The sequence below is a fragment of the Streptomyces sp. AB3(2024) genome (assembly GCF_041862025.1).
Lineage (GTDB): Bacteria > Actinomycetota > Actinomycetes > Streptomycetales > Streptomycetaceae > Streptomyces.
In genome coordinates, this window is the sequence record NZ_JBGWAB010000099.1 from 1 (window position 1) to 23,618 (window position 23,618).

Consider the following 23,618-nt stretch of genomic DNA (forward strand, 5'->3'; position numbering starts at 1 on the left):
GCAGCCGCCCACCAGCGAGAGCCCGTACTCGCGGACGAAGGTCTCCTGGGCGTCGGCGAGCTCGGGGGCGGACAGCGGGTAGTGCGCGCCGTTCTTGCCGAGGACGGGCAGACCCGCGTTCGGCATGCAGGACAGGGGGATGCGCGCGTTGCGCGCCAGGTAGCGCAGGTGCTCGCTCATCTCCGCGGGGCCGGTCGCGCAGTTCAGGCCGATCATGTCGATGCCGAGCGGCTCCAGGGCCGTCAGCGCCGCACCGATCTCCGAACCCAGCAGCATCGTGCCGGTCGCTTCCACCGTCACCTGCACGATCAGGGGCAGGTCCCCCGCGCCGCACCAGTCCAGGGCGCGGCGGGCACCGATGACGGCCGCCTTGGTCTGGAGCAGGTCCTGGGCGGTCTCCACCAGGAGGGCGTCCGCGCCGCCGCGGATCAGGCCTTCCGCGCTCTGCTGGTAGGCCTCGCGCAGGGGCTCGTACCCCACGTGGCCGAGGGTGGGCAGCTTGGTGCCGGGGCCCATGGAACCCAGCACCCAGCGGGGCCGGCCGTCCCGCGCCGTGAAGGCGTCCGCCGACTCGCGGGCGATCCGGGCGCCGGCCTCGGAGAGCTCGTAGACCTGCTCCTCGACGCCGTATTCGGCGAGGGCCGCCAGGTTCGTGCCGAAGGTGTTGGTCTCGACGCAGTCCACGCCCACCGCGAAGTACTCGTCGTGCACGGACCGGACGATGTCGGGGCGCGTGAGGTTGAGGATCTCGTTGCAGCCCTCCAGCCCCAGGAAGTCGTCCAACGTGGGGTCGGCGGCCTGCAGCATCGTGCCCATGGCCCCGTCCGCGACGACCACGCGGGTCGCGAGCTCCGCGCGCAGTGAGCGTCTCATCGCAGCCTCCTCAGGTGCGCGGCCAGTTCCGTCGCGCTCGCCGGGCCGTACGCGGACCGCAGTGCGGCGAGCAGGGATTCCCGGGAGAGGTGGTACTCCTGGGTGCCGGTGTGGCCGAGTACGGTCGCGGCGACGGCGCAGCCCAGCTGGGCCGCGTACCGCTCGGGGACGCCCCACGCCGTACCGGCGAGGAAGCCCGCCCGGAACGCGTCGCCGACGCCGGTGGGGTCGACGACCTCCGGTACCGGCACGGCGGGCACGGTCAGCGGCTCGCGGTCCTCGGCGCGGATCCGTACGCCGGCTTCGCCGTGGGTGGTGATCCAGGAGCCGACCCGGCTCAGGACCTCGTCCTCGGTGAGGCCGGAGCGCTCGCACAGCAGGGCGGACTCGTACTCGTTGGTGAACAGCCGGTGCGCGCCGTCGATGAGGTCCCGCACCTCCTCCCGGGTCAGCCGGGCCAGCTGCTGCGAGGGGTCGGAGGCGAAGGGGACGCCCAGGGCGCGGCAGGTGTGGGTGTGGCGGAGCATGGCCTCGGGGTCGTCCGGTGAGATCAGCACCAGGTCGGGGCGGCCGCCGCGGGCGACGACCTCCCGGAGGTCGATCTCACGGGCCTCGGCCATGGCGCCCGCGTAGAAGGTGGCGATCTGGTTCTGGTCGGCGTCCGTGGTGCAGACGAACCGGGCGGTGTGGCGGGTGTCGCTCACGCGGACGGAGCCGGTGTCCACGCCGTGGTCCTTCAGCCACACCCGGTACGGTTCGAAGTCCGCGCCCACGGCGCCCACCAGCAGGGGGTGCAGTCCCAGTACGCCCAGGCCGAACGCGATGTTCGCCGCCACGCCGCCCCGCCGCACTTCCAGTCCGTCGGCGAGGAACGACAGGGAGACCCGGTCCAGCCGGTCCGCCAGCAGCTGTTCGGCGAACCGGCCGGGGAAGGTCAACAGGTGATCGGTCGCGATGGATCCCGTGACAGCGATGCGCATGTCAGACCCCGGCGGCCTTGCGCAGCGCGTGGACGCGGTCGGTGCGCTCCCAGGTGAAGTCCGGCAGCTCGCGGCCGAAGTGCCCGTAGGCGGCGGTCTGGGCGTAGATCGGGCGCAGGAGGTCGAGGTCGCGGATGATCGCGGCGGGGCGCAGGTCGAAGACGCTCGTCACGGCTTCCTGGATGCGTTCGTCGGAGAGGGTGCCGGTGCCGAAGGTCTCGACGAAGAGGCCGACGGGCTCGGCCTTGCCGATCGCGTAGGCGACCTGGACCTCGCAGCGTGCGGCGAGGCCTGCGGCAACGACGTTCTTGGCGACCCAGCGCATCGCGTACGCGGCGCTGCGGTCGACCTTCGACGGGTCCTTGCCGGAGAAGGCGCCGCCGCCGTGGCGGGCCATGCCTCCGTAGGTGTCGATGATGATCTTGCGGCCGGTGAGGCCGGCGTCGCCCATCGGGCCGCCGATCTCGAAGCGCCCGGTCGGGTTCACCAGCAGCCGGTAGCCCTCGGTGTCCAGCTTGATGCCGTCCTCGACGAGCTGCGCCAGCACCGGCTCCACGACGAACTCGCGGATGTCCGGGGCGAGCAGCGAGTCCAGGTCGATGTCGGCGGCGTGCTGCGAGGAGACGACGACGGTGTCGAGGCGGACGGGCTGGTCGCGGTCGTACTCGATGGTGACCTGCGTCTTTCCGTCGGGCCGCAGGTAGGGGACGGTGCCCTCCTTGCGGACCTGGGTCAGGCGGCGCGAGAGGCGGTGCGCGAGGTGGATGGGCAGCGGCATCAGCTCGGGCGTCTCGTCGCAGGCATAGCCGAACATCAGGCCCTGGTCGCCGGCGCCCTGCCGGTCGAGCTCGTCACCCTCCTCACCTGCGGCGGCAGCCTCGACCCGGCTCTCGTACGCCGTGTCCACGCCCTGCGCGATGTCGGACGACTGCCCGCCGATGGACACCGACACACCGCAGGAGGCGCCGTCGAAGCCCTTCTTGGAGGAGTCGTAGCCGATGTCGAGGATGGCCCCGCGGACGAGTTCGGCGATCGGCGCGTACGCCGTCGTCGTGACCTCGCCGGCGATGTGGACCTGGCCGGTGGTGATGAGCGTCTCGACGGCCACGCGGGAGGCGGGGTCCTCGCGCAGCAGCGCGTCGAGGACGGTGTCGCTGATCCGGTCGGCGATCTTGTCGGGATGTCCTTCGGTGACGGACTCGGAGGTGAACAGCCGCTTGCTCATGCCTGCACCGCCTCGGCCGTGAAGAAGTGGGCCTCGATGGCGGCGAAGGTGCGGATCTCGTCGACCTCCAGGGTCTCCATCTGGATGGACCGTCCGCTGTGCTGTTCCAGCAGGAAGACGAACTCGACGAAGGACAGAGAGTCGATGAGCCGGTTCTCGATGAGGTCCAGGTCGGGAGCGATGTCGTCGAGCTCCTCGTGGCGGGCGAGGAGCCAGTTCTTCATGAACTGCAGACCGTCGGACATGGTGTCTCTCCTTGGGGTGCGGGGTGTGGTGGGGGTGCCGTCCGCGGTTGCGCCGTCGTGGGCGACGGCCGGAGCGGGGTGTGCGGGTGGAACGGGCCGAGCGGGGAGTGCGGGTGCTTGCTGCGGGCCGGGGTCCAGCACCGGGGTGGCGACCGCGACCGCGTAGTCCACGTCGTGGCTGATGGTCACGGTGACCGCGGCGATGCCGGACTCGGTGGCCATCGCCGCCGTCGGGCCGCGGAGTTCCACGAGCGGCCAGCCGCCCTCGGAGCGGCGCACGACGATGTCCAGCCAGGGCAGGAACACGGCCCGGACGCGGAGGGTCTTGAACGCCGCCTCCTTGGCGGCGATCCGCCCGCACAGGCCCAGGACGTCGAGCCTGGCGGAGGTGCGGCAGTCGGCGAGTTCGCCGGGGGTGAGCATGCGCCGGAAGAAGTCCTCGCCGTAGAGGGTGAGGAGCCGGCGGACACGGGTGACGGACACGATGTCCATGCCGAGGTTCGCCCAGCCCGGGCCGCCCTCCGGCGGGGCGACGGGTCGGGTCTGCACGTCAGATCGCCGGCCCGGCCGCGTTCGCCTTCAGGACCGCGGCGGTCGCCGCGCCCCAGCTGCCGTGGCGTCGGGTGAGCGCGGACAGCCAGCGCTCCAGGCCGAAGGCGACGCAGCTGGTGAACGCCGGCCCCGCGCCGGAGGCGAGGGGGATGTCGCACCGGTCGCCGAAGAAGTTGCGGTGGGTGTTGACGGAGGCGATCGCGAGGTCCTCGTACAGGAACTCGTGCTTGACCGGGGTCAGGCGTTGCAGGACGGCCTTGGAGCTGCCCTTGTCGAAGAACGGGTCGCAGGCTGCCTCGCGGCGCAGCGGCAGGTCGAGGGCCTCGGCGAAGGAGTTGATCCGCGCGGTGAAGGAGGCCAGGTGCGCCTCGGCGTGGTCCCGGGTGCCGATGGCGACGATCTCCCGCATCCGGAAGCCGAGCTGGCGGCGCAGGCCTTCGTAGCGCTCCTCCTTGCGGAAGCACCAGCCGACCACGGTGACGAGTTCGTCGTCTTCGGCCGGTCGGCCCTGGTGGTCGATGTAGACGGCGTAGCAGGACGCCGAGGGGAGTCCGAGGGCCGCGGGCTCCAGCGCGTCGCAGGGGAAGCAGCCGGTGTCGGTACAGAACTCGCTGCTCGCGCGGACGTCCAGGTTCAGCGGGGCCGCTACGACTGCCTGGTGGGGAAAGTTGTCGTAGTAGTCGAGCCGGGCCAGGTCGGCGGCGGGAAGCAGCGGGGGCATGGTCATCGGACGGGCGCCCGCGCGCACGCCCCAGTGCTCGAAGGTGTCGTCGAGCAGCCTCAGCAGGGCGGTTCCTTCGGGGCCGAGGGACGGCAGGCCCTTCGTGTCACCGGGGTTCGCGGTGGTCGTGATGGTCATGGGGGGTCACCTCTCGGACGGCGGGTCGGCCCTCTCAGACGACGGGCAGGGTGTCGTCCGTGAAGATCCCGGTCTTCAGGAAGAAGCCGACGGGCTTGCGGATGGTCTTGCGCTCGAAGGGGCGGCGGCGTTCGTCGGCGACCAGCGCGTTGCGCAGGGCGATCGGGTCGGCGATGCCGGCGTCGCGGTAGACGTGCGGGTTGTAGAGGGAGTTGACGCTGTAGACCACGTACCGCTTGAGGTAGGCCTCGACCTCGGCGAGGCGGGCGGCGGGGACCGCCTCGCGCATCCGGGTGAAGAGCAGGGAGACCAGCTCGCGGCCGAAGGCGATGTGCCGGGACTCGTCCTGGTGGTGGATCCGGTTGACCTCGCGGATGGTGTGGCACAGCGATTCGTCGCGCGCCATCCGGGTGTTGTAGTGGTCGACGAGTTCCTCGAAGAACAGGATGCGGGCGAAGACGAGGAAGTTCTCCACCTCCGGCTCCCAGGCGGAGTCGGCGCGCAGGGCCGTGGAGCCGTAGATCTTGTCGCCGTAGCGGCGGCAGAACTCGGCGAAGAACCACATGTGCTCGTTCTCCTCACCGATGAAGTGGTGGAAGAAGTCGGACGGCACCTCGAAGCCGGGCATGTGGATCCGGCCGACCACCTCGATGAGCAGTTCGCGGATGCCGTGCACGTTGAGGCTGTAGAAGTTGATGCTCTCCCACTTGGAGAGGCGCTGGATGGTCTCCTCGCCGAGCTCGTCGTAGAACGGGGTTCCGTAGACGGTGAGCAGCTCGGGGGTCATCCACATCCGGCCCTCTTCGAGCTTCTCGGGCCACTGGAACTGCTGGTAGGGGTTGTAGTACTCCTCGATGGAGCGGGAGCTCAGCCGCTCCAGGACCTCCAGGAACCGGTCGGTGACCGGCAGGGGGGCGCTGACGCCCATGGTGACTCTCCTCGGTGTGTGGTGGGGCGGCGGGCGCGCGGGGGCGCGGTCCCTTACGGCCTGACCTCGTAGACCGCGTTGACGGGGGTCTCCGTCGCCCGGCGCCAGCGGGTGAACCCGGCCTCTTCGGCGATGCCGCGGAAGGCCTGCTCGCCGGAGTGGTTGCCGAGGGCGTGGGGGCCGCGCTGGGCGACGGCCACGGGCAGGCACATCACCGCGGACAGCGCCATGAACATGCGGGCGGCCGGGGTCTGGGTGTCGATGTCGGCGGGCGACACGTTCGACTCGACGAGCATCCAGGTGCCGTCCGCGTCCAGGGACTTGTGGACGTGGCGGGCGGCGGCGACCGGGTCGCCCATGTCGTGGAGGGCGTTGAAGAAGGTGACCAGGTCGTAGCCGGAGCCGGGGTAGTCGTCGGCGGCGGCGACGTCGAAGACGACGCGGTCGGAGAGTCCGGCCTCCTCGGCGAGCTGGCGGGCGAGGGAGATGGCCTCTTCGGAGTAGTCGAAGCCGTGGACGGTCGCCTGCGGGAAGGCCTTGGCGATCAGCAGGGTGGTGTGGCCGACGCCGCAGCCCACGTCGGCGACGGTGCCGCCGGCGGCGAGCTTGCCGGTGACCCCGGTGAGGGCGGGCAGCCAGTCGGGGACGAGCCGGTGCTCGTAGGTGGGCTGGAAGAAGCTGCCCATGCCGGTGTCCAGGGCCGGGTCGTGCTCCGCCCAGCCCACACCGTCGCCGCTGCGGTAGGCGTCGACGAGCAGGTCCTCGGTGCCGTAGAGCGCCTTGAGGGCGGTGAAGAACCCGGCGGCGTAGGTGACGGCGTCCGGGTCGGCGAGCACGGGGACGTGGTCGGCGGGCAGTGCGTACGCGTCCGTCTCCGGGTCGCGCTCGACGTACCCGGCGCTCAGCTGGGCGTGCAGCCACTCCTCGGCGTAGCGGGGGTGGATCCCGGCGCGCGCGGCGAGGGCGGCCGGAGTGAGCGGGCCGGTCTCGGCGAGGGCCCGGTAGAGGCCGAGGCGTTCGCCGAGGGCGACGGTGAGGCCGCGGACGGCGGCGCCGGCGTCGCCGATGACGCGCTGGTGGAAGTCGTGGGTGCCGGTCATGCCGCTCTCACCTCTGCGGTCGGGAGGTCACAGGTGAACAGGAAGGAACGGGGCACGCGCGGGACGGCGCGCGCGGGGACGGGGTACGGCCAGCGGCCGAAGTCGGCGCCCGCCTCCCCCGGCTGGCGGACCTCCCGTACGTCCCAGCCGCATTCGGCGAGGAGCTCCTCGGGGGTCTCCGTGCCGAACAGCCACGGGTTCCCGTCCTCCTTGAGGCAGTTCAGGAAGGGCCGGGACAGCGGGTTCTCCAGCGCGGACCTGCTGATGACGTCGCCGAGCAGGACGGATCCGGGCGCGGAGTGTCCGGCGAGGGTCGTGATCAGGTGGCGTACGGCCTGTTCGGGAAGGAAGAAGAGGAGGCCCTCGACGACCCACAGGACCGGCTCGTCGCGGCGCCAGCCGGCGTCCTGGAGCGGGCCGGTCCAGTCCTCGGTGAGGTCCACGGGGACGGTGACGCGGGTGCGTCCGGCCGGGGCCGGTTCCCCGGCGAGCATGTCCGCCTTGGCCTCCAGGAGGGCGGGGCGGTCGAGTTCGTAGACGGTGACGCCGTCGGGCCAGGTGAGCCGGTAGAAGCGGGTGTCCATGCCGGCGGCGAGGAACACGATCTGGCGGATGCCGTGGTCCTCGACGGCGCGGACGACGGCCCGGTCGAGGTAGGTGGTGCGGATGGCGAGGAACGGTACGGTTCCGGCGCCCGCGTAACGCTCCAGCAGTTCGAAGCCGATGGTGTCGGCGACGGTGCGCGCGTACGGATCGGCGAACAGCCGGTCCTCGCGGTCGGTCTCCAGGGCCCGCGCTGCGGCGGTCCACTGGGCGGTGCGGGATACGGCCTCCACGGGAGGTCTCCCTTCACTTCGGTGGACAAGGGGGGGTGGTTCAGGCCAGGCTGCGGACGCGGACGACGGGGTCCTGGGCGGCGCACGTCGACGCGGGGTGCGCGGCGTCGGACTCGGCGGGCCGCCGCTTGAAGATGCTGTGCAGGATCATGCTGAAGACGACGTTCCCGTCGCCGTCCACCAGCGTGCACTTGGGCTGGACGACGCCCGTGGACGGGTTGAACGGCGAGGGGCGGGAGCCGAGGACCTCGACGCGTGCCGTGAGGACGTCCCCGGGGCGCACCGGCCGCAGGTAGCGGATCTCGTCGACGCCCGGGGAGCCGGTACAGGCGCTGTAGGCGAGCAGTCCGTCGACGTAGCGCCGCATGAACATCGAGGCGCTGTGCCATCCGCTGGCGATCAGGCCGCCGAACGGCGACTGCGCGGCGAGGTCCGGGTCCGTGTGGAAGGGCTGCGGGTCGAAGCGCCTGCCGAAGTCCAGCACCTCCTCCGCCGTGACGGTGACGGTGCCCAGCTCGTGGACGTCACCGGTCCGGAAGTCCTCGAAGTAGCGCATCACGCGCCCCCCTTGACGTAGAGGAGTGTTTCTCTGGCGTGAACCAATCTACGAATCTATCGATTATTTTGTCAACCCAAAAGAAGACCGCAGTGCCTGTTCTATGTCCCGCCACAGGTCCTCGGGGTCCTCGATGCCCACCGACATCCGCACGAGCCCCGCACCGATGCCCGCCCGCGCCAACGCCCCCTCGTCCAGCTCCCGGTGGGAGGTCGAGGCCGGATGTGTCACAAGGGTCTCCACCCCGCCCAGGGACAGCGCGAGCCGCGCCACCCGGACGCCCTCGACGAAGGCCCGGCCGGCCTCCCGGCCACCTTCCAGTTCGAAGGAGAGCAGCCCGCCGCCACCGGAGAGCACCGTGCGGGCGAGGGCGCGGGAGGGATGCGTTCCCAGCCACGGCCAGTGGACGGCCGTCACGGCCGGATGGCGGGCCAGCCGCTCGGCGAGCAGACCCGCGTTGGCGCAGTGCTCGCGCATGCGCAGGGGCAGCGTGGCGATGCCGCGCAGCGTCAGCCAGGCGGCGAACGGGTCCGCGCTGGCGCCGAGTTCGACCGTGCGCGGCCACACCTCGCGGCGCAGGGCGTCGTCGGCGAAGACGGCCGCGCCGCCCAGTACGTCGGAGTGCCCGGCGAGGTACTTGGTGGTGGAGTGCAGCACGATGTCGGCGCCGAGCTCGACGGGGCGGCACAGGACGGGCGAGGCCAGCGAGTTGTCCACGGCGCCGATCACGCCGCGGCGCCGGGCCGCCGCCAGCAGTCCGGGCAGGTCCGGCACCTGGCCGGTGGGGTTGGCGATGGTCTCCAGGAGGAGCAGCCGGGTGCGCGGCCCGGCGAGCGCCTCGAACTCGCCCACGTCGTCGCCGCCGATGTGGGCGACCTCGATCCCGTGGCGCTCGGCGAGGTCGGTCAGTGCCGCGTACGTCCCCCCGTAGAGGCACCGCTGCGCGATCACCCGGTCGCCGGGGCGCAGCAGGGCGAGCAGTACGCCGCTGATGGCGCCCATGCCGGAGGCGAAGGCGATGGCGGAGGCCCCGCCCTCCAGGTCGGCGAGGGTCCGCTCCAGGGCGCGTACGGTCGGATTGCCGCGACGGCCGTAGACGTACGGGCCGTCGGGGCCGGCCATGGCGGCGGCCAGTTCGTCGGCGGAGTCGAAGGCGAAGGCGGACGACTGCACGAGCGGCACGGACAGCGGGCGGCTCGTGGTGGCGGGCGGCTCATGGACCACGTGCACGGCCCGGGTGCGGATGTCACGGATGTCGCGGATGTCCCTCATCGGGTTCTCCCTGTCGTTGTCGTTCGTCCTGCGGGTCCGGGTACGGAAAAGGGGTCGCCCGACGTCCGGGAAGGTCGTCGGGCGACCCCAGGCGATAACCGGGGCGACCCCGCGCGTCACACCCCTGCCGTCTCGCCGCGCGGCGCCGGGGCGTCGGCGGCCGGGGCGGCGGCAGCGGCGGACTTGTCGCTCTTCATCACGAGGAACGTGATCACCGCACCGGCGGCCGCGATGACGGCGGCGCCGAGGAACGCGGCGCTGAAGCCGTCGGTGAGGGCGGGCAGGTCGCCCAGCTCACCGGCGCCCTGGGTGGTGGCGAGGGCGGTCAGGGCGGCGAGGCCGAGGGCGGAGCCCACGTTGTAGGTGGTGTTGACGATGCCGGAGGCCAGGCCGGCCTGCTCCTGCGGAGCGCCGGACATCGCGGCCATCATCGCCGGGATGTAGGCGAGCGCCATGCCGAGCGCGGCGACGAGCGAGGCCGGCAGGACGTCGACGAGGAAGGTGCCGGTCGGCTCGACCGCGGAGAGCCAGACCAGGCCGGCGGCGAGGACCAGCAGGCCGCCCGCGATCAGCGGCTTGGCGCCGAAGCGGCCCATGAGGCGCGCGGTGATCGCCGTCATGAAGATCATCAGCAGGATGGTCATGGGGAGCAGCGCCGCGCCGGAGGCGAAGGCGCCGTAGTTCAGGACCTGCTGGAGGTAGAGGTTGAGGAAGTACCACATCGGGATCCAGGCGGCGCCCAGCAGCGTCATCGCCAGGTTGGCGGAGCCGAGCCGCGGGATGCGCCACACGCCGAGCGGCATGAGGGGCTCGCGGACGGTCTTCTGGATCACGAAGAACAGGGCGAGCAGGACGACGGCGCCGATCAGTTCGAGCACGGTGGCGGTCGCGCCCCAGCCGACCTCGGGCGCCCGGACGACGGCGAAGACGGCGAGCGCGAGCCCCGCGGTGACGGCAACGGCACCGAGGACGTCCACGGAACCGCGGCGGGCCTGGACGGCGGGCAGCAGCTTGGTGGCGGCGAGGGTCGCGAGGCCGATCGGCACGTAGATGATGAAGACCCAGGGCCAGCTCATCCACTCGGTGAACACGCCGCCGAGGAACACGCCCGCGGTACCGCCGGCGGGCGCGGCGGCGCCGTAGAGGGCCATCGCCTTGCCGAGTTCCTTCGGGTTGTGCCCGAAGAGCATCATCAGCAGGGTCATGGCGGACGGCGCGATCAGCGCACCGCCGACGCCCTGCACGGCCCGGCCGGCGATCTCGACGGCCGCGCTCTGCGCGGCGGCGGCCAGCACCGATCCGGCGACCATGGTGACCCATCCGGCGGCGAAGACCCTGCGGGCGCCGAACAGGTCGGAGAGCCGGCCGCCGAGCAGGAGTAACCCGCCGAAGACGATCACATAGGCGTTGAAGACCCACTGGAGCTCGCCCTGCGAGAAGCCGAGGTCCTTCTGCATCTCGGGGAGCGCGACTCCGATGATGGACGTGTCCATGATCACCATGAACTGCGCGGTGGCAAGCACGCCAAGTGCCCACCAGCGCCGGGGATTGACGGTTGACATTGCCCTGACCCTCCTCTGCCATATACCCCTGGGGGGTACCTTCGCGTAGCAACGTAGCATACCCATGGGGGGTATGTAAGAGAGAGTTCCGGGCGGCCCCGGACAGCCCGCGGACCCCCGCCGGCGCGGCCGGCGGGGGTCCTGGGAGCAGGGGTCAGCGGGGGGCCGGGGCCAGGCCGGCGGGGCGGGTGGTGAACGTGCCGCGGCCCTGGGTGCGCCCGCGCAGGCGCGAGGCGTAGCCGAAGAGCTCGGCCAGCGGCACCGTCGCCGTGATCACCGCGGTGCCCGCCCCGGTCGTGGAGCCCGAGACCCGGCCGCGGCGGGCCGCGAGGTCACCCAGCACTCCCCCGACGGCGTCGTCCGGCAGGGTCACCGTGACCTCCACGACGGGTTCCAGCAGTTCGAGCGTGCTCGCGCGCAGGGCCTCGCGCAGGGCGAAGCGGCCCGCCGCCCGGAACGCCATCTCCGAGGAGTCCTTGGAGTGGGTCGCCCCGTCCGTGAGGACCACCCGCAGCCCCGTCACCGGATGCCCGCCGAGCGGCCCCTCGGCCAGGGCGTCACGGCAGCCCGCCTCCACGGCGCGCGCGTACTCCTGGGGGACCCGGCCGCCGACGACCGTCGAACGGAACTCGAAGCCCGCCTCCTCCCACGGCTCGACGTCGATGACGACGTGCGCGAACTGGCCCGCGCCACCGTCCTGTTTGACGTGCCGGTAGACGAAACCGGTCACCCCGCCCACCACCGTCTCCCGGTACGAGACCTGCGGACGGCCGACCTCCACCTCCACCCCCCGGTCCCGGCGGATCTTCTCCACCGCGACCTCCAGATGGAGTTCGCCCATCCCCGACAGCACCGTCTGACCGGTCTCCGTGTCCGTGCGCACGACCAGCGAGGGATCCTCCTCGACGAGCCGCGCCAGCGCGGACGAGAGCCGGCCGGTGTCGGTGCCGCGGCGCGCCTCGACCGCCACCGACACCACCGGTTCCGCCACCGAGGGCGGTTCCAGCAGCAGCGGCGCCCCGGGCGCGCACAGGGTCGTGCCCGCGCCCGCGGTCTTGAGCCCGATCACGGCGACGATGTCACCGGCGGTCGCCTCCTCCCGTTCCTCGTGCCGGTCGGCCTGCACCCGCAGGATCCGGCCGACGCGTTCCGTGCGGCCCGACGCCGGATCGCGCACCGGGTCGCCCTTGCGGAGGGTGCCCGCGTAGACGCGCACGTAGGTGAGGCGTCCGGTCGCGGTCGCCGTCACCTTGAAGGCGAGCGCGGCGAACGGCGCCGCCGGGTCGCAGGCGCGCTCCACCTCGGTGCCGTCCGGTGCCGTGCCGCGCACCGGTGGCATGTCGGACGGCGCCGGCAGGTAGTCCCGTACGGCGTCCAGCAGCGGCTCGATCCCGCGGTTGCGGTACGCCGAACCGCACAGCACCACCACGGCCTCCCGCGCGAGAGTCAGCTCGCGCAGGGCCCGCGCCAGGGTCCCCTCGGTCAGCGCCGAGGCCGCACAGAACTCCTCCAGGGCCTCCGGATGGAGTTCCGCGACCGTCTCCTCCAGGATCCGGCGGCGCCGGACGGCCTCCTCGCGCAACGGCTCCGGGACCGGCTCGACCGCGTACGCGGTGTCGCCCGGACGCCAGAGCAGCGCACGCATGCGCAGCAGGTCGACGACGCCCGTGAAGGCGTCCTCGCGCCCGACGGGCAGCTGGACGACCAGGGGGACGACCCCCAGCCGGTCGCGGATCGAGGCGACGGCCGTATCGAGGTCGGCGCCCGCCCGGTCCAGCTTGTTGACGAACGCGATCCGCGGGACGCCGTGCCGGTCGGCCTGCCGCCACACGGACTCGCTCTGCGGTTCGACGCCCGCGACTGCGTCGAACACCGCGACCGCCCCGTCGAGCACCCGCAGGGAGCGCTCGACCTCGTCGGCGAAGTCGACGTGGCCGGGGGTGTCGATCAGGTTGACGCGGTGTCCGCCCCAGGCGCAGCTGACGGCCGCGGCGAAGATGGTGATGCCCCGGTCGCGCTCCTGGGCGTCGAAGTCGGTGACGGTCGTGCCCTCGTGGACCTCGCCCCGCTTGTGGATGGCGCCGGTCGCGAACAGGATCCGCTCGGTGAGGGTCGTCTTGCCCGCGTCGACGTGGGCGAGGATCCCCAGGTTGCGGACGGCGTCGAGGGTGCCGGGGGTGCTGACGGTGGCGGTGGGGGTGTGGGAACGGACGGTGCGCATGGCCCGTGGCCTTTCGGATGCGTGAAGAGATCGTGCGAGGGCGGCGCGATTGCCCGGCGCGGAGGTCCACCGGTCCGCGGGTCCGCGCACCGGCCCGGGTCGCGGCCGGCGGCCCGGAAGGGCGCGGGGCAGTGCGGGGCGGGGCAATGCGGGGCGGGGCGGGAAACGGGGACCCAGGACGCGTCAGGGGCGTACGGTGACGGCCGCGCAGCCGTTACCGCGCGCTGCGGGACACCAGGATCACGTCGTACCGGGACGGGGGAACACAGACGGCGGTGCGGTGTGTGCGCATGGCCCGGTTCCCCTTCTCTTCACTCGGCAAGGCTGACGCGGCGCCCTGTCGGCGGCGCGTGGGGCGAGTCTAGGGGCGGTGGCGGGGGCGGGGCACGCGGATTTCCGCGCGGGACCCCGCCGCCCGGCCGCACCCGGAGTGGGCCGACGTCACGTCAGGAGGCGTTCCCGCAGGCGGGAGACGGTGTCCGGGGTGATGCCGACGGGGCCGGTCAGGTAGGCGAGCGGGGAGCCGTAGCGGCCGGTGAGGTCGGCGAGGACCAGGGACATGACCGTCTCCGGGGCGCGCCCGTACGCGGGCCAGCGCATGGTGCGGCCCGGGTTGGCGGCGTGCCAGTCCGCGGTGAGGCGTTCGGTGGCCAGCTCGGTGAGGGCGAAGTCGGCCAGGACCTCCTCCTCGGGGACGTCCAGGAGGGTCAGGACGAGCGCGGCGATCAGGCCGGTGCGGTCCTTGCCGGAGGTGCAGTGGAAGACGGTGGGCCCGGGGCCGGTGGCGATCAGCTCGATGGTCCGCCGGATCTCCTCGACCCCGTCCTCGGCCACTTGCGCGAAGCGGTCGGCGAGGTAGCGCCAGGGGTCGAGGGCGGGGTCGATCTCGGCCTGGTCGTAGGGCCGGTGCTCGATGCTGAGGTTGGCGTACGTGAACCTCTCGGGCTGCGGTATCCGGCCCTTGGCCTCGATCTCCCACGGGTAGCGCAGGTCGATGACGGTACGGATGCCGAGGCCGAGGAAGCGGTCCCAGTCGGCGCCGTCGAGCTTGCCGAGGGAGTCGGCCCGGTAGAGGGCGCCCCAGGCGAGGCTGCGGCCGTCGGCGGTGCGGTAGCCGCCGAGGTCGCGGAAGTTGTGCAGGCGGTCGAAGGGGAGGTGGCGGGGGCCGGGGGCGGTGGGCGGCATGAGTGACTCCGGTGTGGGGTGGGGCAGTTGTGGACCCAGAATGCCGGACGGGTCACGTTTCACCGGGGTGCGGGGAGGGGGGTGGCATGATCCGCAGGAACCCGTCGATCCGGCTGACGGTCCAGCCTTCCGGCAGGCCGGGCATCCGCGCCAGGGCGTCGCCGGCGAAGCCGGTCGGCTCGTCGAAGGCGACGCGCTCCAGGGTGAGGTTCGCCCCGAAGCGGGCGTCCTCGAAGGTCAGCGGGCCCTGGAAGGCGCAGTCCCGGAACACGGCGGCGTCGGGGAACTCGCAGTCCTCGAAGTACGCCGGACCCTGGATGAGCGCGCCGGCGAAGCTCGCCCCCGCGGAACCGACTTCGGTCCGCCGCCACCGCAGGCCGCCCGGGAAGGAGGCGCCGTCGAAGGATGCGCCGGCGCTGAACCGGGTGTCGGCGACGGTGAGCGGCCCCTGGAAGTCCGCGCGGGAGAAGACCGCCGGCTCCCGGAACCCGCAGGAGTGGAAGCCGACTTCCGCCTCGAAGACGGCGTGGGCGAAGGTGGCCGTCCCCTCGACGTGGACATGCTCGAACCGCGTGGCTCCCCGGGACACCACGTGCTCGAAGACCGGCTCACGGAAGTCCGTCCCGTCGGCCGACAGACCGGCCTCCCACACCGAGTGCGCGAAGGACACCGGCATCATGAAGACGGCCGCGTCCAGATCGGCGCCGCCCTTGCACACCATGTGGGTGAGGTCCGCCGTGTCGTGCGCGGTCGCAGCGTGCAGCCGTGCGACCCCTTCGACGACCGCGCCCCGGAAGCAGATTTCCTGCCGCCAGGTGACGTAGGAGAAGTCCGCCTCGTGCCCGAAGACGGCGTCCCGGAAGTCGGCACCGCCTTCGAACTCGACTTCGCGGAACCCCGCCCGCTCCGCGAAGTCGGCCCGGCGAAAGGAGACTTCACCCGGGAAGGCCGCCCCGTCGAAGTCGGCACCGGCCGCGAAGAGCGCGCGGGTGAAATCCGCTTCTCCGCCGAAGACGGCCTCCCCCGCCTCCCAGCCGTCGTCGAAGACGGCGCCGGTGAAAAGGGCCGGACCCAGCCGCATCCGGCCGGTTCGCGGGTCGCGCACCGCGTCCAGCAGGGCGGTCAGCAGGCCTTCGGCGAAGGTGGTGCCGCGGAAGTCGAGCGGGGAACCGGGCCCGAGCGTGCCCAGGTAGGCGTCCCGGGGGGCGGGCGGGAGGTGGGCCAGGCAGCGGGAGTGCCCCGGGACACGGACGCCCGCGCAGCCGGATGGGCGTTCCGGCGCCGCGTCGGCGCCACAGCGGGGCCAGCCGTCCCGGTCGCTCCGGGCCTCCTCGGCCCGCGTCAAGAGGTCCGCAAGCGACCCGGGAGGACCGTAGTCGATCGAGCCCTGGAAGCCGACGACGGGCGGGTCGAACTCACGGAGCGCACTCGGGCCGAGCAACTCTCCGAGCAGCTCGTACAGATGCGCTGTGAGGACGACGGTGATCTCCGCAGGCGGCCACTCCGCCGTGTTGCGCCTCATCCGGTACACGAGGAGGTGCCCGACGTTTCGCGGGGGACGGTCGGCGGGCCCGATGTCCAGGACCATGGTGAACCGCCGCGCCATGCCCTCGGGCAGGCCCGCTCCGCCCCGGGCCAGGGACGTCAGCAGCCGTCCGGCCTGTTCGAGGGCGCCCGGCGCATCCAGGGATACGGTGACGCCCCTCTCTTCGACGGGTCCGCCGAGGAACCGTCCGGCCACCCCCGCGTCCGCCATCAGCCTCCGCAGGAGGTCGGCCGACACCGGGCCGGAGGGAGCATGGCTACCCGGCCTCACCTCCCCCGCCTGCACGGTCACCGCCACCCGGTACCCCGGGCCACCGGTGCCGGGCGGCAGCGCCTCGGTGTCGCCCAGGGCCGTGCGCAAGGCCGTGCGGAAGGCCTCGTCCTCCAGCAGGGCGGCCCCCGAGAGGAACACCATGCGGTCCGGCCAGACGCCGTGCACGACCCCGGCCAGCTTGCCCTGGTGGGAGACGGGCCCGCCCCGGTAGTGGGTCCACGCCTCCGGTTCCGCGGAGAGCCGTACGAGTTCGCCGTTGCGGCCGCCGTCGTCCGGGGCGACCCCCGCGAGCAGACCGACGGGATCGCCCTGATCGGTGGCGCCGTCGACGACGGCCCGGTCCTTGACGGTCGTCCAGGCCAGCGGGGGCAGGTCCGCGGGGTCGGCGAGGTCCTCCTCGCTCTCCAGCAGGAGCACCCGGGGCGTGGCCTCGTCCCACCACACGGGCCGGCACGGGACGTCCCGGACGCCCGAGCGCACCCAGGCGACGGTGTCCGCGGGTCGGGCGACCCGCCCGGCGGTGAGTACCGTCCGGGGTCCGAGGAGGGTGCCGACCTCGCGGGGTTCCGGGGAAGGTTCGAAGCGGACGCGGACCACCCGGTGGGCCAGGCCGGGTTCCGTGCGGGGGCGTTCCGCGAAGGGCAGGGCCGTGTCGGGGACGCGGCGGCGGCCCTCGGTGCCGTCGGTGACGCGGGTCGCGGAGAAGTCGGGGCCGGTACCGCGGTGGCGGGAGAGGTACTCCCAGACCCGCAGGCGCACGAGTTCGCGTACGGCGGCGACGTCCCCGCGCAGCTGGGACCCGAGGAGGACGTCCCGTACGCCCGGCAGGAACTCGAACTCGGTCTCGTCCGCCGGGTGCTGCGCGTCCCAGGGGGCGAAGAGCCCGCCCAGGGCCACCTCCGCCAGGTGTCCGTGCTCGGAGCCGACCGGCAGGGAGCGCCGGACGAGGGTCATCACGGGGAGGGTGAGCGGTACGGCGGCGAGGTGCGCGGCGAGTTGCTGGGCGGTCGGGGACGCGGCGGCCCGGAAGCGTTCCACGGCCTCCAGGGCCGTGAGGCCGGCGGCCGGGGCGGCGGCGGGCGGCGGCTCGGAGTCGAGGCGCAGGCAGGCCAGGCGGCGCCAGCGGCCGTCCCCGGACACCACCCGCACGAGCCGGGCCAGGCTCCCGGAGGCGATCCCGACGACGGGCACGACGGGTCCGCCGCCGCGGGCCCTGCGGGCGGCCGGGATCCGCTGCCAGGAGCGGGTGGCGGCGGCGGGGCGGTCGCAGCGGACGGCGAAGGGGACGGGGCGTGCGGCGCCTCGGTTCCACAGCCGTTCGGGCAGTACGTTGAGCACGGCCACGGCGTTGTGGGTGCTCCACTGCCGCAGGACCGCGCGCAGCGGGGCCTGACGCCAGCCGTCCGCGACGGTGTCGGAGACGACGAGGATGAGCCGTCGGCCGGCCGGGTCGACGAGTTCGAGGGGGTTGCGGGGCGGTCCGCCGCGGCCCCGGCCGAGCACCGGGGTGCCGCCCGGTCCGGTGCCGCCGAGCTGCCAGGTGCGGACGTCGCGGAACACTCCGCTGCGGGTGAGGACCGCGCGCAGTTCGGCCACGAGGTCGGACCACAGCAGCATCGAGTGGTGGGTGTCGACGACGAGGGCCAGGTCCAGCCAGCGGCTCTCGGCGGGGCGCAGCACGGGGGTGGGGACCATGGACTCGATGCTGCGTTCGACGGTGAGTTGTTCGTCGAGTTCCTCGCCGGGGCCGCCGATGGAGCGCCGTCCGACGGGCCGCAGGGAACGCATCAGCGCGAGCGGGTCGTCGAGGGAGGCGGTGCGCGGCAGCCGCAGGGGTACGCCGCGCCGTCCGCCCGTCCCGGGCGCCGCGCCGGCGGGTGGGGGTGCGGTGTCGGCCGGGGCCGCGGGCTCGGTCGTGGGGTAGAGCCGGACGGCCCCGGCGCCCGCCGCTCCGGTGGGGCCGGGTACGGGGGCCGGGGCCCGCGGGGGCGTCGGCGGATCGGGTTCCGGACCGGCCCCGGCGGCCGGGCCGTCCTGCGGGCGCAGTGGTGGAACGGCGGCGTCGACCCGGGCCGCCAGCCACAGGATGTCGGCGATCTCCTCCGCCCCGACGGTGGTGCGCGGCGCCGCGCCGTCCGCGGCGCCTTCGTCGAAGGCGGCGAGGAGCCTCTCGATCACGCGGTGGGTCCGGTCAGGTGCTGCATCACGGTGGCCAGGAAGCGGTCCTGGTCGCCGGGCGCCGACCAGGCTCCGGCCAGGCGCAGCTGGATGGCGTTGAGGAGCTGGTCGGTGGCGAGGTCGCCGTCCTCGGCGCGCTCCAGGAAGCTGCGGACGAGGTCCTGGTACGGGGCCGACTCCTCGGAGTCGAGGTCGATGCCGAGCCGGCCGCGCACGATGCGGGCGAGCTTGCGCGGTCCGGGCGCGTCGAGGTGGAGGCGGACGCAGCGGCGCAGGAACGCGGGCGGGAAGTCGCGTTCCCCGTTGCTGGTGAGGACCACGACGGGGAAGTAGCCGCACTGGACGCGGCCCTGGGTGACGGCCACGGTGGCGTCCGGGTCGTCGTCCGTGCCGATGGCGACGGTGGGTTCCTCCTTGGCGAGCCGGGCCAGCTCGGGGATGACGAACCCGCCGTCCTCGAAGACGGTGAGGAGGTCGCCGGGCAGGTCGATGTCGCTCTTGTCGATCTCGTCGACGAGCAGCACGCGGGGCGTGCGCTGCGGCAGGAGGGCGGTGCCCAGCGGGCCGAGGCGCAGGTAGCGGGCGATGGAGGGGGTGGCGGGGGTCCGGGGTGCGGCCGGCGCGCCGGGGACGCGCACCTGTTCCAGTCCGGCCTCCTGGAGGCGGCCGATGGCGTCGTAGAGGTAGAGGCCGTCGCGCAGCACGGTGCGGCTGGTGATCGGCCAGTGCAGTACGGGGCCCAGGGCCAGGTCGGCGGCGATGCTGTAGGCGAGGGTGGACTTGCCGACGCCGGGCTTGCCGGTGATGAGCAGGGGCCGTCGCAGGTGGAGGGCGGTGTTGACCACGTCCTTCTCCGGCTCGTCGGGAACGTAGCCCTCGCCTCGGCGCCGGGTGCGCTCCCAGGCCCCGCCCGCGCACCCGGGCGGCCGGTAGTGCTCGTCGGGGACACCGGGGAAGTCCCGCCAGGGCGGCGGCTTCCCGGCCTCCAGCCGGGCGCGGCGGTCCTCGGCGTCGCCCGCGCCCTGGTACAGCCACCAGTCCTTCGCCACTGCCTGTGCCTCCATCGTCGGTGTCGAGCGGTTCGGGGTCGGGTCGGGGTCGGGTCTCGTCAGGACAGCGGGCGGAGGTCGATCACGTCCTCGGGATCGTCCCACATCAGCACCAACCGGTCTGCCCCCTCGGCCTGTTGGCCGGTAGCCGCCCGGCGCGCCTCCCGTACCCGGGCGGGCAGGGCGAACACGGCGGGGGCGCCCGGCCCGGCCTCCGGGGCGAGCAGGGCGGGCAGTCCCGGCACGGCGGGCGGTCCCGGCGGGGCGGGCTGCGCTGCGGCCGGCGCTCCGCCGCGGCGCCAGACCGCGACGGGGACGCCGCCTTCGAGCAGGGCCTCCAGCAGGGCCGGCGTACGCCCCGCCGAGGTGTGCCCGAGGACGCAGGCGGGCGCCGGGTGGGCGCCCAGCCGCAGGCCGAGGGTGTCGGTGACCTCGGCGTCCTCCACCACCCGTACCGTGTCGGGGTGCCGGCCGTCCTGGGCGCACAGCCAGCGCCACGTGCTGCGCCATTCGGTCCGGGTGGTGTCCTCGCGCTCCTGGGGGCAGCGCACGGACACCTCGTAGAGGGCGCCGAGGGGGCGGGTGCGGGCGGCGGGTCCGCGCGGGACGGGCCACCGGTCGAACTCCGTCTCCAGCAGCTCGAACGGCACCTGGAACTCGATCCGTTCGACGCGCCGGTACGGCTGCCCGCCCCGGGCGCCGCCGTCCGCCCCCGAGTCGGCTCCGAGCAGGGCGAGTTGGCGTACGAGGGCGGCTCGTACGGTGTCGAGCCCGACCGGTGCGGCCTCCGACTCCCAGACGAGCCGGTCCTGTTCGCCGCGCAGCCACATGCGGGCCCGCAGGCCGTCCTCTCCGTCGTCCGGGGGCTCCAGCCTGACGTGCAGGGCCGTCCCCCGGGTGGCGGGGGCGGGCGGCGGGCGCAGGGCGGGCAGGGCGAGGCGCTCCCGGGCGGCCCGTACCCAGGCGGCGAGCCGGGCCGCCCAGACCGGGTCGCCCGCACCCGCGCCGGGACGGCCGTCTCCGCCTTCGCGGCGGGCCCGGTCGGCGAGGTAGTGCACGAAGGGCACCGCGAGGGGCAGGCCCGCCGGGCCGCCCTGGCGCTGGTCGAGGTCCCAGACCACGTCGAGGAGGGTGTCGGCGGGGAGCCCGCCGTGCACCGGGGTGGTGCAGCCCGCGGCGCGGAAGGCCCACGCGTAGGCCTCGTAGGCGCAGCGCGGCAGCTCCCGGCCCTCGAAGAGTTCACCGAGCCCGTCCCAGCCGGTCTGGTCGAGGCGGGTGGCGCGGGGCAGGGCGGGCCCGGGCGGGTCGTCGTCGAGGAACGAGCTCGCGTCCCAGTCCCGGTCGACGATGAACTGCGGCAGCTGCCAGCCCTCGCCGCGTCCGCGCAGTTCCCCGAAGCCTCGGTGGACGGCGCGGGCGGCGTGCGGGAGGCCGGTGACGCCGTCGCGCACGGACCGGTCGCCGAGTTCGGCGAGCAGCGCCTCGGTGAAGCGGCCCGCCCCGCGCTCGGCGTCGTTCTGCGCGGCCTCGCCCTCCCGGGAGGCGTAGAGGCGGAACTGGCGGCGCCCCGGGACGGTGGCGCCGCCGCCGTAATCGGCGCTGCCGAAGTTCCAGCGGGTGTCGCGGGGCGCGTCGACCCGGCAGGCGTCCACCAGTGCGGCCTGGAGCGGGAACCGGCGGTGTTTGACGAGGTCGGTCTGCCACCAGCGCAGCGCGGAGTCGAGGTTGAGGTGGCGGATGCGGCCGGGGCGGGCGTCGGCGCAGGGCAGCATCAGCTGCCGGTGGCCGTCGAGGTAGCCGTGCCCGGCCCAGAAGATCCACAGCAGGTCGCCGTCGCACTGCGGGAGTTCGTCGAGCAGCACGGTCTTCGCGTTCTCCTCGGTCGCGGGCCGGTACGTGTCCCTGAGCGCGGCCAGGCCGGGCGGGCCGGACCAGTCGAGCCGGTCCGGATCGTCGAGCGGGGACAGCAGCAGCCGGACGTTGGCTGCGGGCACCTCGCCGGGCCCGGTCAACCAGCGGGCGAAGCGCAGGGCGTCGCGGGCGGGGCCGCGGAGGTTCCAGCGGTGGCTGACCTCGTACGTCTCCACCCCGGCGACGAGCGCGAAGGTACGGCGGGGGCCGAGGGTGGACGGCAGGAGCCCGTCGAGGGCGGGGAAGGGGCTGCGGGGGCCGGGGTCCCGGGGGGCGGGGTCCCGGGGGGCGGGGTCCCGGGGGGCGGGGTCCCGGGGGGCGGGGTCCCGGGGGGCGGGGTGCGTCACCCGATCCCCGCCTCGTTCACCGCCTGTTCGATGCGCTCGTAGAGGGACCGCTGTTTCCAGTAGGCGCTGTGGCTGGCCGGGAAGGGCTGGCGGCTGCTGACCTCGTGGTCGGTGACCCGCGGATCGCCGGGGAAGACGGGCGCGGCGAGGTAGGAGAGCACGTCCTGGCGGTCGTAGACGTTGAGCCAGCGCGGGAAGCCGTACGGGAGCGCGCTGCCGGGGGCGAGGGCCGTGAGCGCGCCGAGTTCGTGCAGGTACGGGGCCTGCGAGCCGACGGTGACCAGCAGTTCGGCGCCCGGCACGGGCCCGCCCGTGGCCGCCTCCAGGGCGAGCAGGTCCACCAGGGCGATCCCGCCGAGGCTGTGCCCGATCAGCACGGTCGGGCCCGGCACGGCGGTGATCCGCTCGTGCAGGAAGGAGCGCAGGCCCGCGCCCCGGGCCTGGTAGCGCAGGATGTCGCCGAGGGCGGGGGTGGCGCCGACGGTGAGCGCTCCGCGCCGGGCGTTGAGGAGCGGCTGCGTGGTGACCCGCATCGCGAGGCGCCCGAGGACGGCGGCGGCGCGGGCGCCGGGCACGCGGGCGTCGCCTCCGAGGCGGGCGGTGAGCAGTTCGACGAGACGGTCCCGCTCGGCGGCGGTGCAGTCGGCGTCGGCTCCGGCCGCGGCCGCGGCGAGGGCGGCGGCGGTGACGGCCCGCGCGAGGGCGGTGGCCAGCTCCCGGGCCTCCGGCTCGGCCGTGGCCCGTTCCCCGGCGCGGGCCGCCTCCTCGGACCGCGCGACCGTCTCCAGCGCCGCCCGGAATCCGGGGGCGAGGCCGGTGCCGTGCAGGAGGGACGTCAGCTCGTCGGCGCCGGCCGCCCCGGGGGCCGCCGTTCCGTCGGGGTCGGCGGGGGCTCCCGCACCCGGATCCCCGGGACTCCCCGCGCTCCGGCCCGGTGCGTCCGCGCGGTGCGACAGGTCCAGGCGCTCCAGTCGGTCAAGTCGGTCCAGGCGCTCCAGGACGCGGGCCCCGGCGGCCCGGATCCCGGGCATCGCGAAGGGGTCGTCGTCGTCCTCCGGGCCGCCGGATCCGCCCGCCGCCCGGGCGGTGTCCCAGCCCGCCTCGGCCAGGACGCGCAGCTCGCACAGTGGGTCGGCCAGCAGCAGGCCCCACTCGGCCACCTCGGCGGCGTCGGCGTCCTCGGCCCCGTCGCGCCCCGTGCGCAGTCCCGGCACGGAGCGGCCGCCCGCGCCCAGGGACGCCCCGAAGCGTTCGCCCCAGAAGCAGGATTCGACGGCCGTGCCGGGGAAGCGGGCCGTCAGCCCCTCCCGGACCAGCGCGAACAGCGCGTCGTGCCGCTCCCGCCGCACCCCCGTCCCGTGCACGAACAGAAATCGCATCGCCACGCCCGCCCCCTCGTCCGCTCTCCCCCGCCCGCACGATAGCGCCGAGCGGGCAAGAGGGCCCGGGGAACGCGGAGTTCGGCACCGCCGCCTCAGCGGACGGCCTCGACGGCGGGCGAGGCCTGGGCAGGGTAGTAGCGGCGGCAGCCGCGCAGCATGCCCTCGGCGGACAGGGTGAACACGTCGACGAACTCGCACTGCTGCGGGGCCAGTCGGCCCATCGCGATCACACAGTCCCCCTCGGCGACGATCCGGGTGATGTGGTGGCGCCGGGCGCCCGCATCCCCCGGACGCTCCAGGTCGGCGCCGAGGGGCAGGCCGGCGTGCAGGAGCGAGCCGTACCCGTCGAGGTCTCCGGTGTCGAGGTAGTGGTAGGCGAGGCGCACGTGGTCCACCCCGGAGTCGGTGACGACCCGGCTGGGCGTCAGCCGCCCGGCGTACCGACTGTTCATGGATGGTCCCTTCGTACGGCCGCACCCCCTTCGGGTGCCGACGTCCCCACGGTCCTGCGGAGCCGCAACTCCCGGCTATCCCGGGC

Annotated in this window: 18 protein-coding genes; all 18 read right to left on the reverse strand. The window is 73.9% G+C overall.

The window, feature by feature from the left end; all coding sequences use genetic code 11:
* Positions 1-873, reverse strand: an 873-nt coding sequence (locus ACEPPI_RS29430) for a homocysteine S-methyltransferase family protein (protein WP_373918307.1), incomplete at its 3' end; no start/stop codon positions are given.
* Positions 870-1,853: a carbohydrate kinase family protein gene (locus ACEPPI_RS29435; RefSeq protein ID WP_373918308.1), complete on the reverse strand. Its 984-nt coding sequence runs from the start codon at positions 1,851-1,853 to the stop codon at positions 870-872. The genes ACEPPI_RS29430 and ACEPPI_RS29435, both read right to left, overlap by 4 nt.
* 1 nt (position 1,854) lies before the next feature.
* Positions 1,855-3,078, reverse strand: a complete 1,224-nt coding sequence (gene metK, locus ACEPPI_RS29440; RefSeq protein WP_373918309.1) for a methionine adenosyltransferase — start codon at positions 3,076-3,078, stop codon at positions 1,855-1,857.
* Positions 3,075-3,872, reverse strand: coding sequence for a holo-ACP synthase (gene acpS, locus ACEPPI_RS29445; protein WP_373918311.1), 798 nt, complete (start codon positions 3,870-3,872; stop codon positions 3,075-3,077). The genes metK and acpS overlap by 4 nt, the downstream gene beginning before the upstream one ends.
* Position 3,873: 1 nt before the next feature.
* Complete coding sequence (locus ACEPPI_RS29450; RefSeq protein ID WP_373918312.1) at positions 3,874-4,734, reverse strand: hypothetical protein; 861 nt, start codon at positions 4,732-4,734, stop codon at positions 3,874-3,876.
* A gap of 34 nt (positions 4,735-4,768) precedes the next feature.
* A complete protein-coding gene (locus tag ACEPPI_RS29455; protein WP_373918313.1) occupies positions 4,769-5,662 on the reverse strand; it encodes a diiron oxygenase in 894 nt (297 codons plus the stop codon).
* Between the two features lie 53 nt (positions 5,663-5,715).
* Complete coding sequence (locus ACEPPI_RS29460; protein WP_373918314.1) at positions 5,716-6,762, reverse strand: class I SAM-dependent methyltransferase; 1,047 nt, start codon at positions 6,760-6,762, stop codon at positions 5,716-5,718.
* A complete protein-coding gene (locus ACEPPI_RS29465; protein ID WP_373918315.1) occupies positions 6,759-7,598 on the reverse strand; it encodes a class I SAM-dependent methyltransferase in 840 nt (279 codons plus the stop codon). Before ACEPPI_RS29465 ends, ACEPPI_RS29460 begins: the two co-directional genes overlap by 4 nt.
* A 40-nt stretch (positions 7,599-7,638) precedes the next feature.
* Positions 7,639-8,154 carry a MaoC family dehydratase gene (locus ACEPPI_RS29470; protein WP_373918316.1) on the reverse strand — a complete coding sequence of 172 codons (516 nt, stop codon included), beginning with the start codon at positions 8,152-8,154 and terminating at the stop codon, positions 7,639-7,641.
* A gap of 63 nt (positions 8,155-8,217) precedes the next feature.
* Positions 8,218-9,426, reverse strand: a complete 1,209-nt coding sequence (locus tag ACEPPI_RS29475) for a PLP-dependent aspartate aminotransferase family protein (RefSeq protein WP_373918317.1) — start codon at positions 9,424-9,426, stop codon at positions 8,218-8,220.
* Positions 9,427-9,542: 116 nt separating this feature from the next.
* On the reverse strand, positions 9,543-10,988 hold the full coding sequence (locus ACEPPI_RS29480; protein WP_373918318.1) for an MFS transporter: 1,446 nt from the start codon (positions 10,986-10,988) through the stop codon (positions 9,543-9,545).
* A gap of 154 nt (positions 10,989-11,142) precedes the next feature.
* Positions 11,143-13,209, reverse strand: coding sequence for an elongation factor G (gene fusA, locus ACEPPI_RS29485; RefSeq protein WP_373918319.1), 2,067 nt, complete (start codon positions 13,207-13,209; stop codon positions 11,143-11,145).
* A 441-nt stretch (positions 13,210-13,650) separates the two neighbouring features.
* The gene (locus ACEPPI_RS29490) at positions 13,651-14,394 is read right to left on the reverse strand and encodes a tyrosine-protein phosphatase (protein ID WP_373918320.1); all 744 of its coding nucleotides are present in this window, start codon (positions 14,392-14,394) and stop codon (positions 13,651-13,653) included.
* A 52-nt stretch (positions 14,395-14,446) separates the two neighbouring features.
* Positions 14,447-18,391, reverse strand: a complete 3,945-nt coding sequence (locus ACEPPI_RS29495) for an SAV_2336 N-terminal domain-related protein (RefSeq protein ID WP_373918321.1) — start codon at positions 18,389-18,391, stop codon at positions 14,447-14,449.
* Complete coding sequence (locus ACEPPI_RS29500; RefSeq protein WP_373918322.1) at positions 18,388-19,455, reverse strand: AAA family ATPase; 1,068 nt, start codon at positions 19,453-19,455, stop codon at positions 18,388-18,390. The genes ACEPPI_RS29495 and ACEPPI_RS29500 overlap by 4 nt, the downstream gene beginning before the upstream one ends.
* Positions 19,456-19,499: 44 nt before the next feature.
* A complete protein-coding gene (locus ACEPPI_RS29505) occupies positions 19,500-21,698 on the reverse strand; it encodes a hypothetical protein (protein ID WP_373918323.1) in 2,199 nt (732 codons plus the stop codon).
* A complete protein-coding gene (locus ACEPPI_RS29510; RefSeq protein ID WP_373918324.1) occupies positions 21,695-23,083 on the reverse strand; it encodes a hypothetical protein in 1,389 nt (462 codons plus the stop codon). Before ACEPPI_RS29510 ends, ACEPPI_RS29505 begins: the two co-directional genes overlap by 4 nt.
* 89 nt (positions 23,084-23,172) lie before the next feature.
* Positions 23,173-23,532: a nuclear transport factor 2 family protein gene (locus ACEPPI_RS29515; RefSeq protein WP_373918325.1), complete on the reverse strand. Its 360-nt coding sequence runs from the start codon at positions 23,530-23,532 to the stop codon at positions 23,173-23,175.
* Positions 23,533-23,618: the final 86 nt, after the last annotated feature.

What these genes read in the sequence shown, in the direction of transcription:
- ACEPPI_RS29435 (WP_373918308.1), bottom strand. Translation starts at nt 1,853, where the DNA reads ATGCGCATCGCTGTCACGGGATCCATCGCGACCGATCACCTGTTGACC.
- metK (WP_373918309.1), bottom strand. Translation starts at nt 3,078, where the DNA reads ATGAGCAAGCGGCTGTTCACCTCCGAGTCCGTCACCGAAGGACATCCC.
- ACEPPI_RS29450 (WP_373918312.1), bottom strand. Translation starts at nt 4,734, where the DNA reads ATGACCATCACGACCACCGCGAACCCCGGTGACACGAAGGGCCTGCCG.
- ACEPPI_RS29455 (WP_373918313.1), bottom strand. Translation starts at nt 5,662, where the DNA reads ATGGGCGTCAGCGCCCCCCTGCCGGTCACCGACCGGTTCCTGGAGGTC.
- ACEPPI_RS29460 (WP_373918314.1), bottom strand. Translation starts at nt 6,762, where the DNA reads ATGACCGGCACCCACGACTTCCACCAGCGCGTCATCGGCGACGCCGGC.
- ACEPPI_RS29470 (WP_373918316.1), bottom strand. Translation starts at nt 8,154, where the DNA reads ATGCGCTACTTCGAGGACTTCCGGACCGGTGACGTCCACGAGCTGGGC.
- ACEPPI_RS29475 (WP_373918317.1), bottom strand. Translation starts at nt 9,426, where the DNA reads ATGAGGGACATCCGCGACATCCGTGACATCCGCACCCGGGCCGTGCAC.
- ACEPPI_RS29480 (WP_373918318.1), bottom strand. Translation starts at nt 10,988, where the DNA reads ATGTCAACCGTCAATCCCCGGCGCTGGTGGGCACTTGGCGTGCTTGCC.
- fusA (WP_373918319.1), bottom strand. Translation starts at nt 13,209, where the DNA reads ATGCGCACCGTCCGTTCCCACACCCCCACCGCCACCGTCAGCACCCCC.
- ACEPPI_RS29490 (WP_373918320.1), bottom strand. Translation starts at nt 14,394, where the DNA reads ATGCCGCCCACCGCCCCCGGCCCCCGCCACCTCCCCTTCGACCGCCTG.
- ACEPPI_RS29500 (WP_373918322.1), bottom strand. Translation starts at nt 19,455, where the DNA reads ATGGAGGCACAGGCAGTGGCGAAGGACTGGTGGCTGTACCAGGGCGCG.
- ACEPPI_RS29515 (WP_373918325.1), bottom strand. Translation starts at nt 23,532, where the DNA reads ATGAACAGTCGGTACGCCGGGCGGCTGACGCCCAGCCGGGTCGTCACC.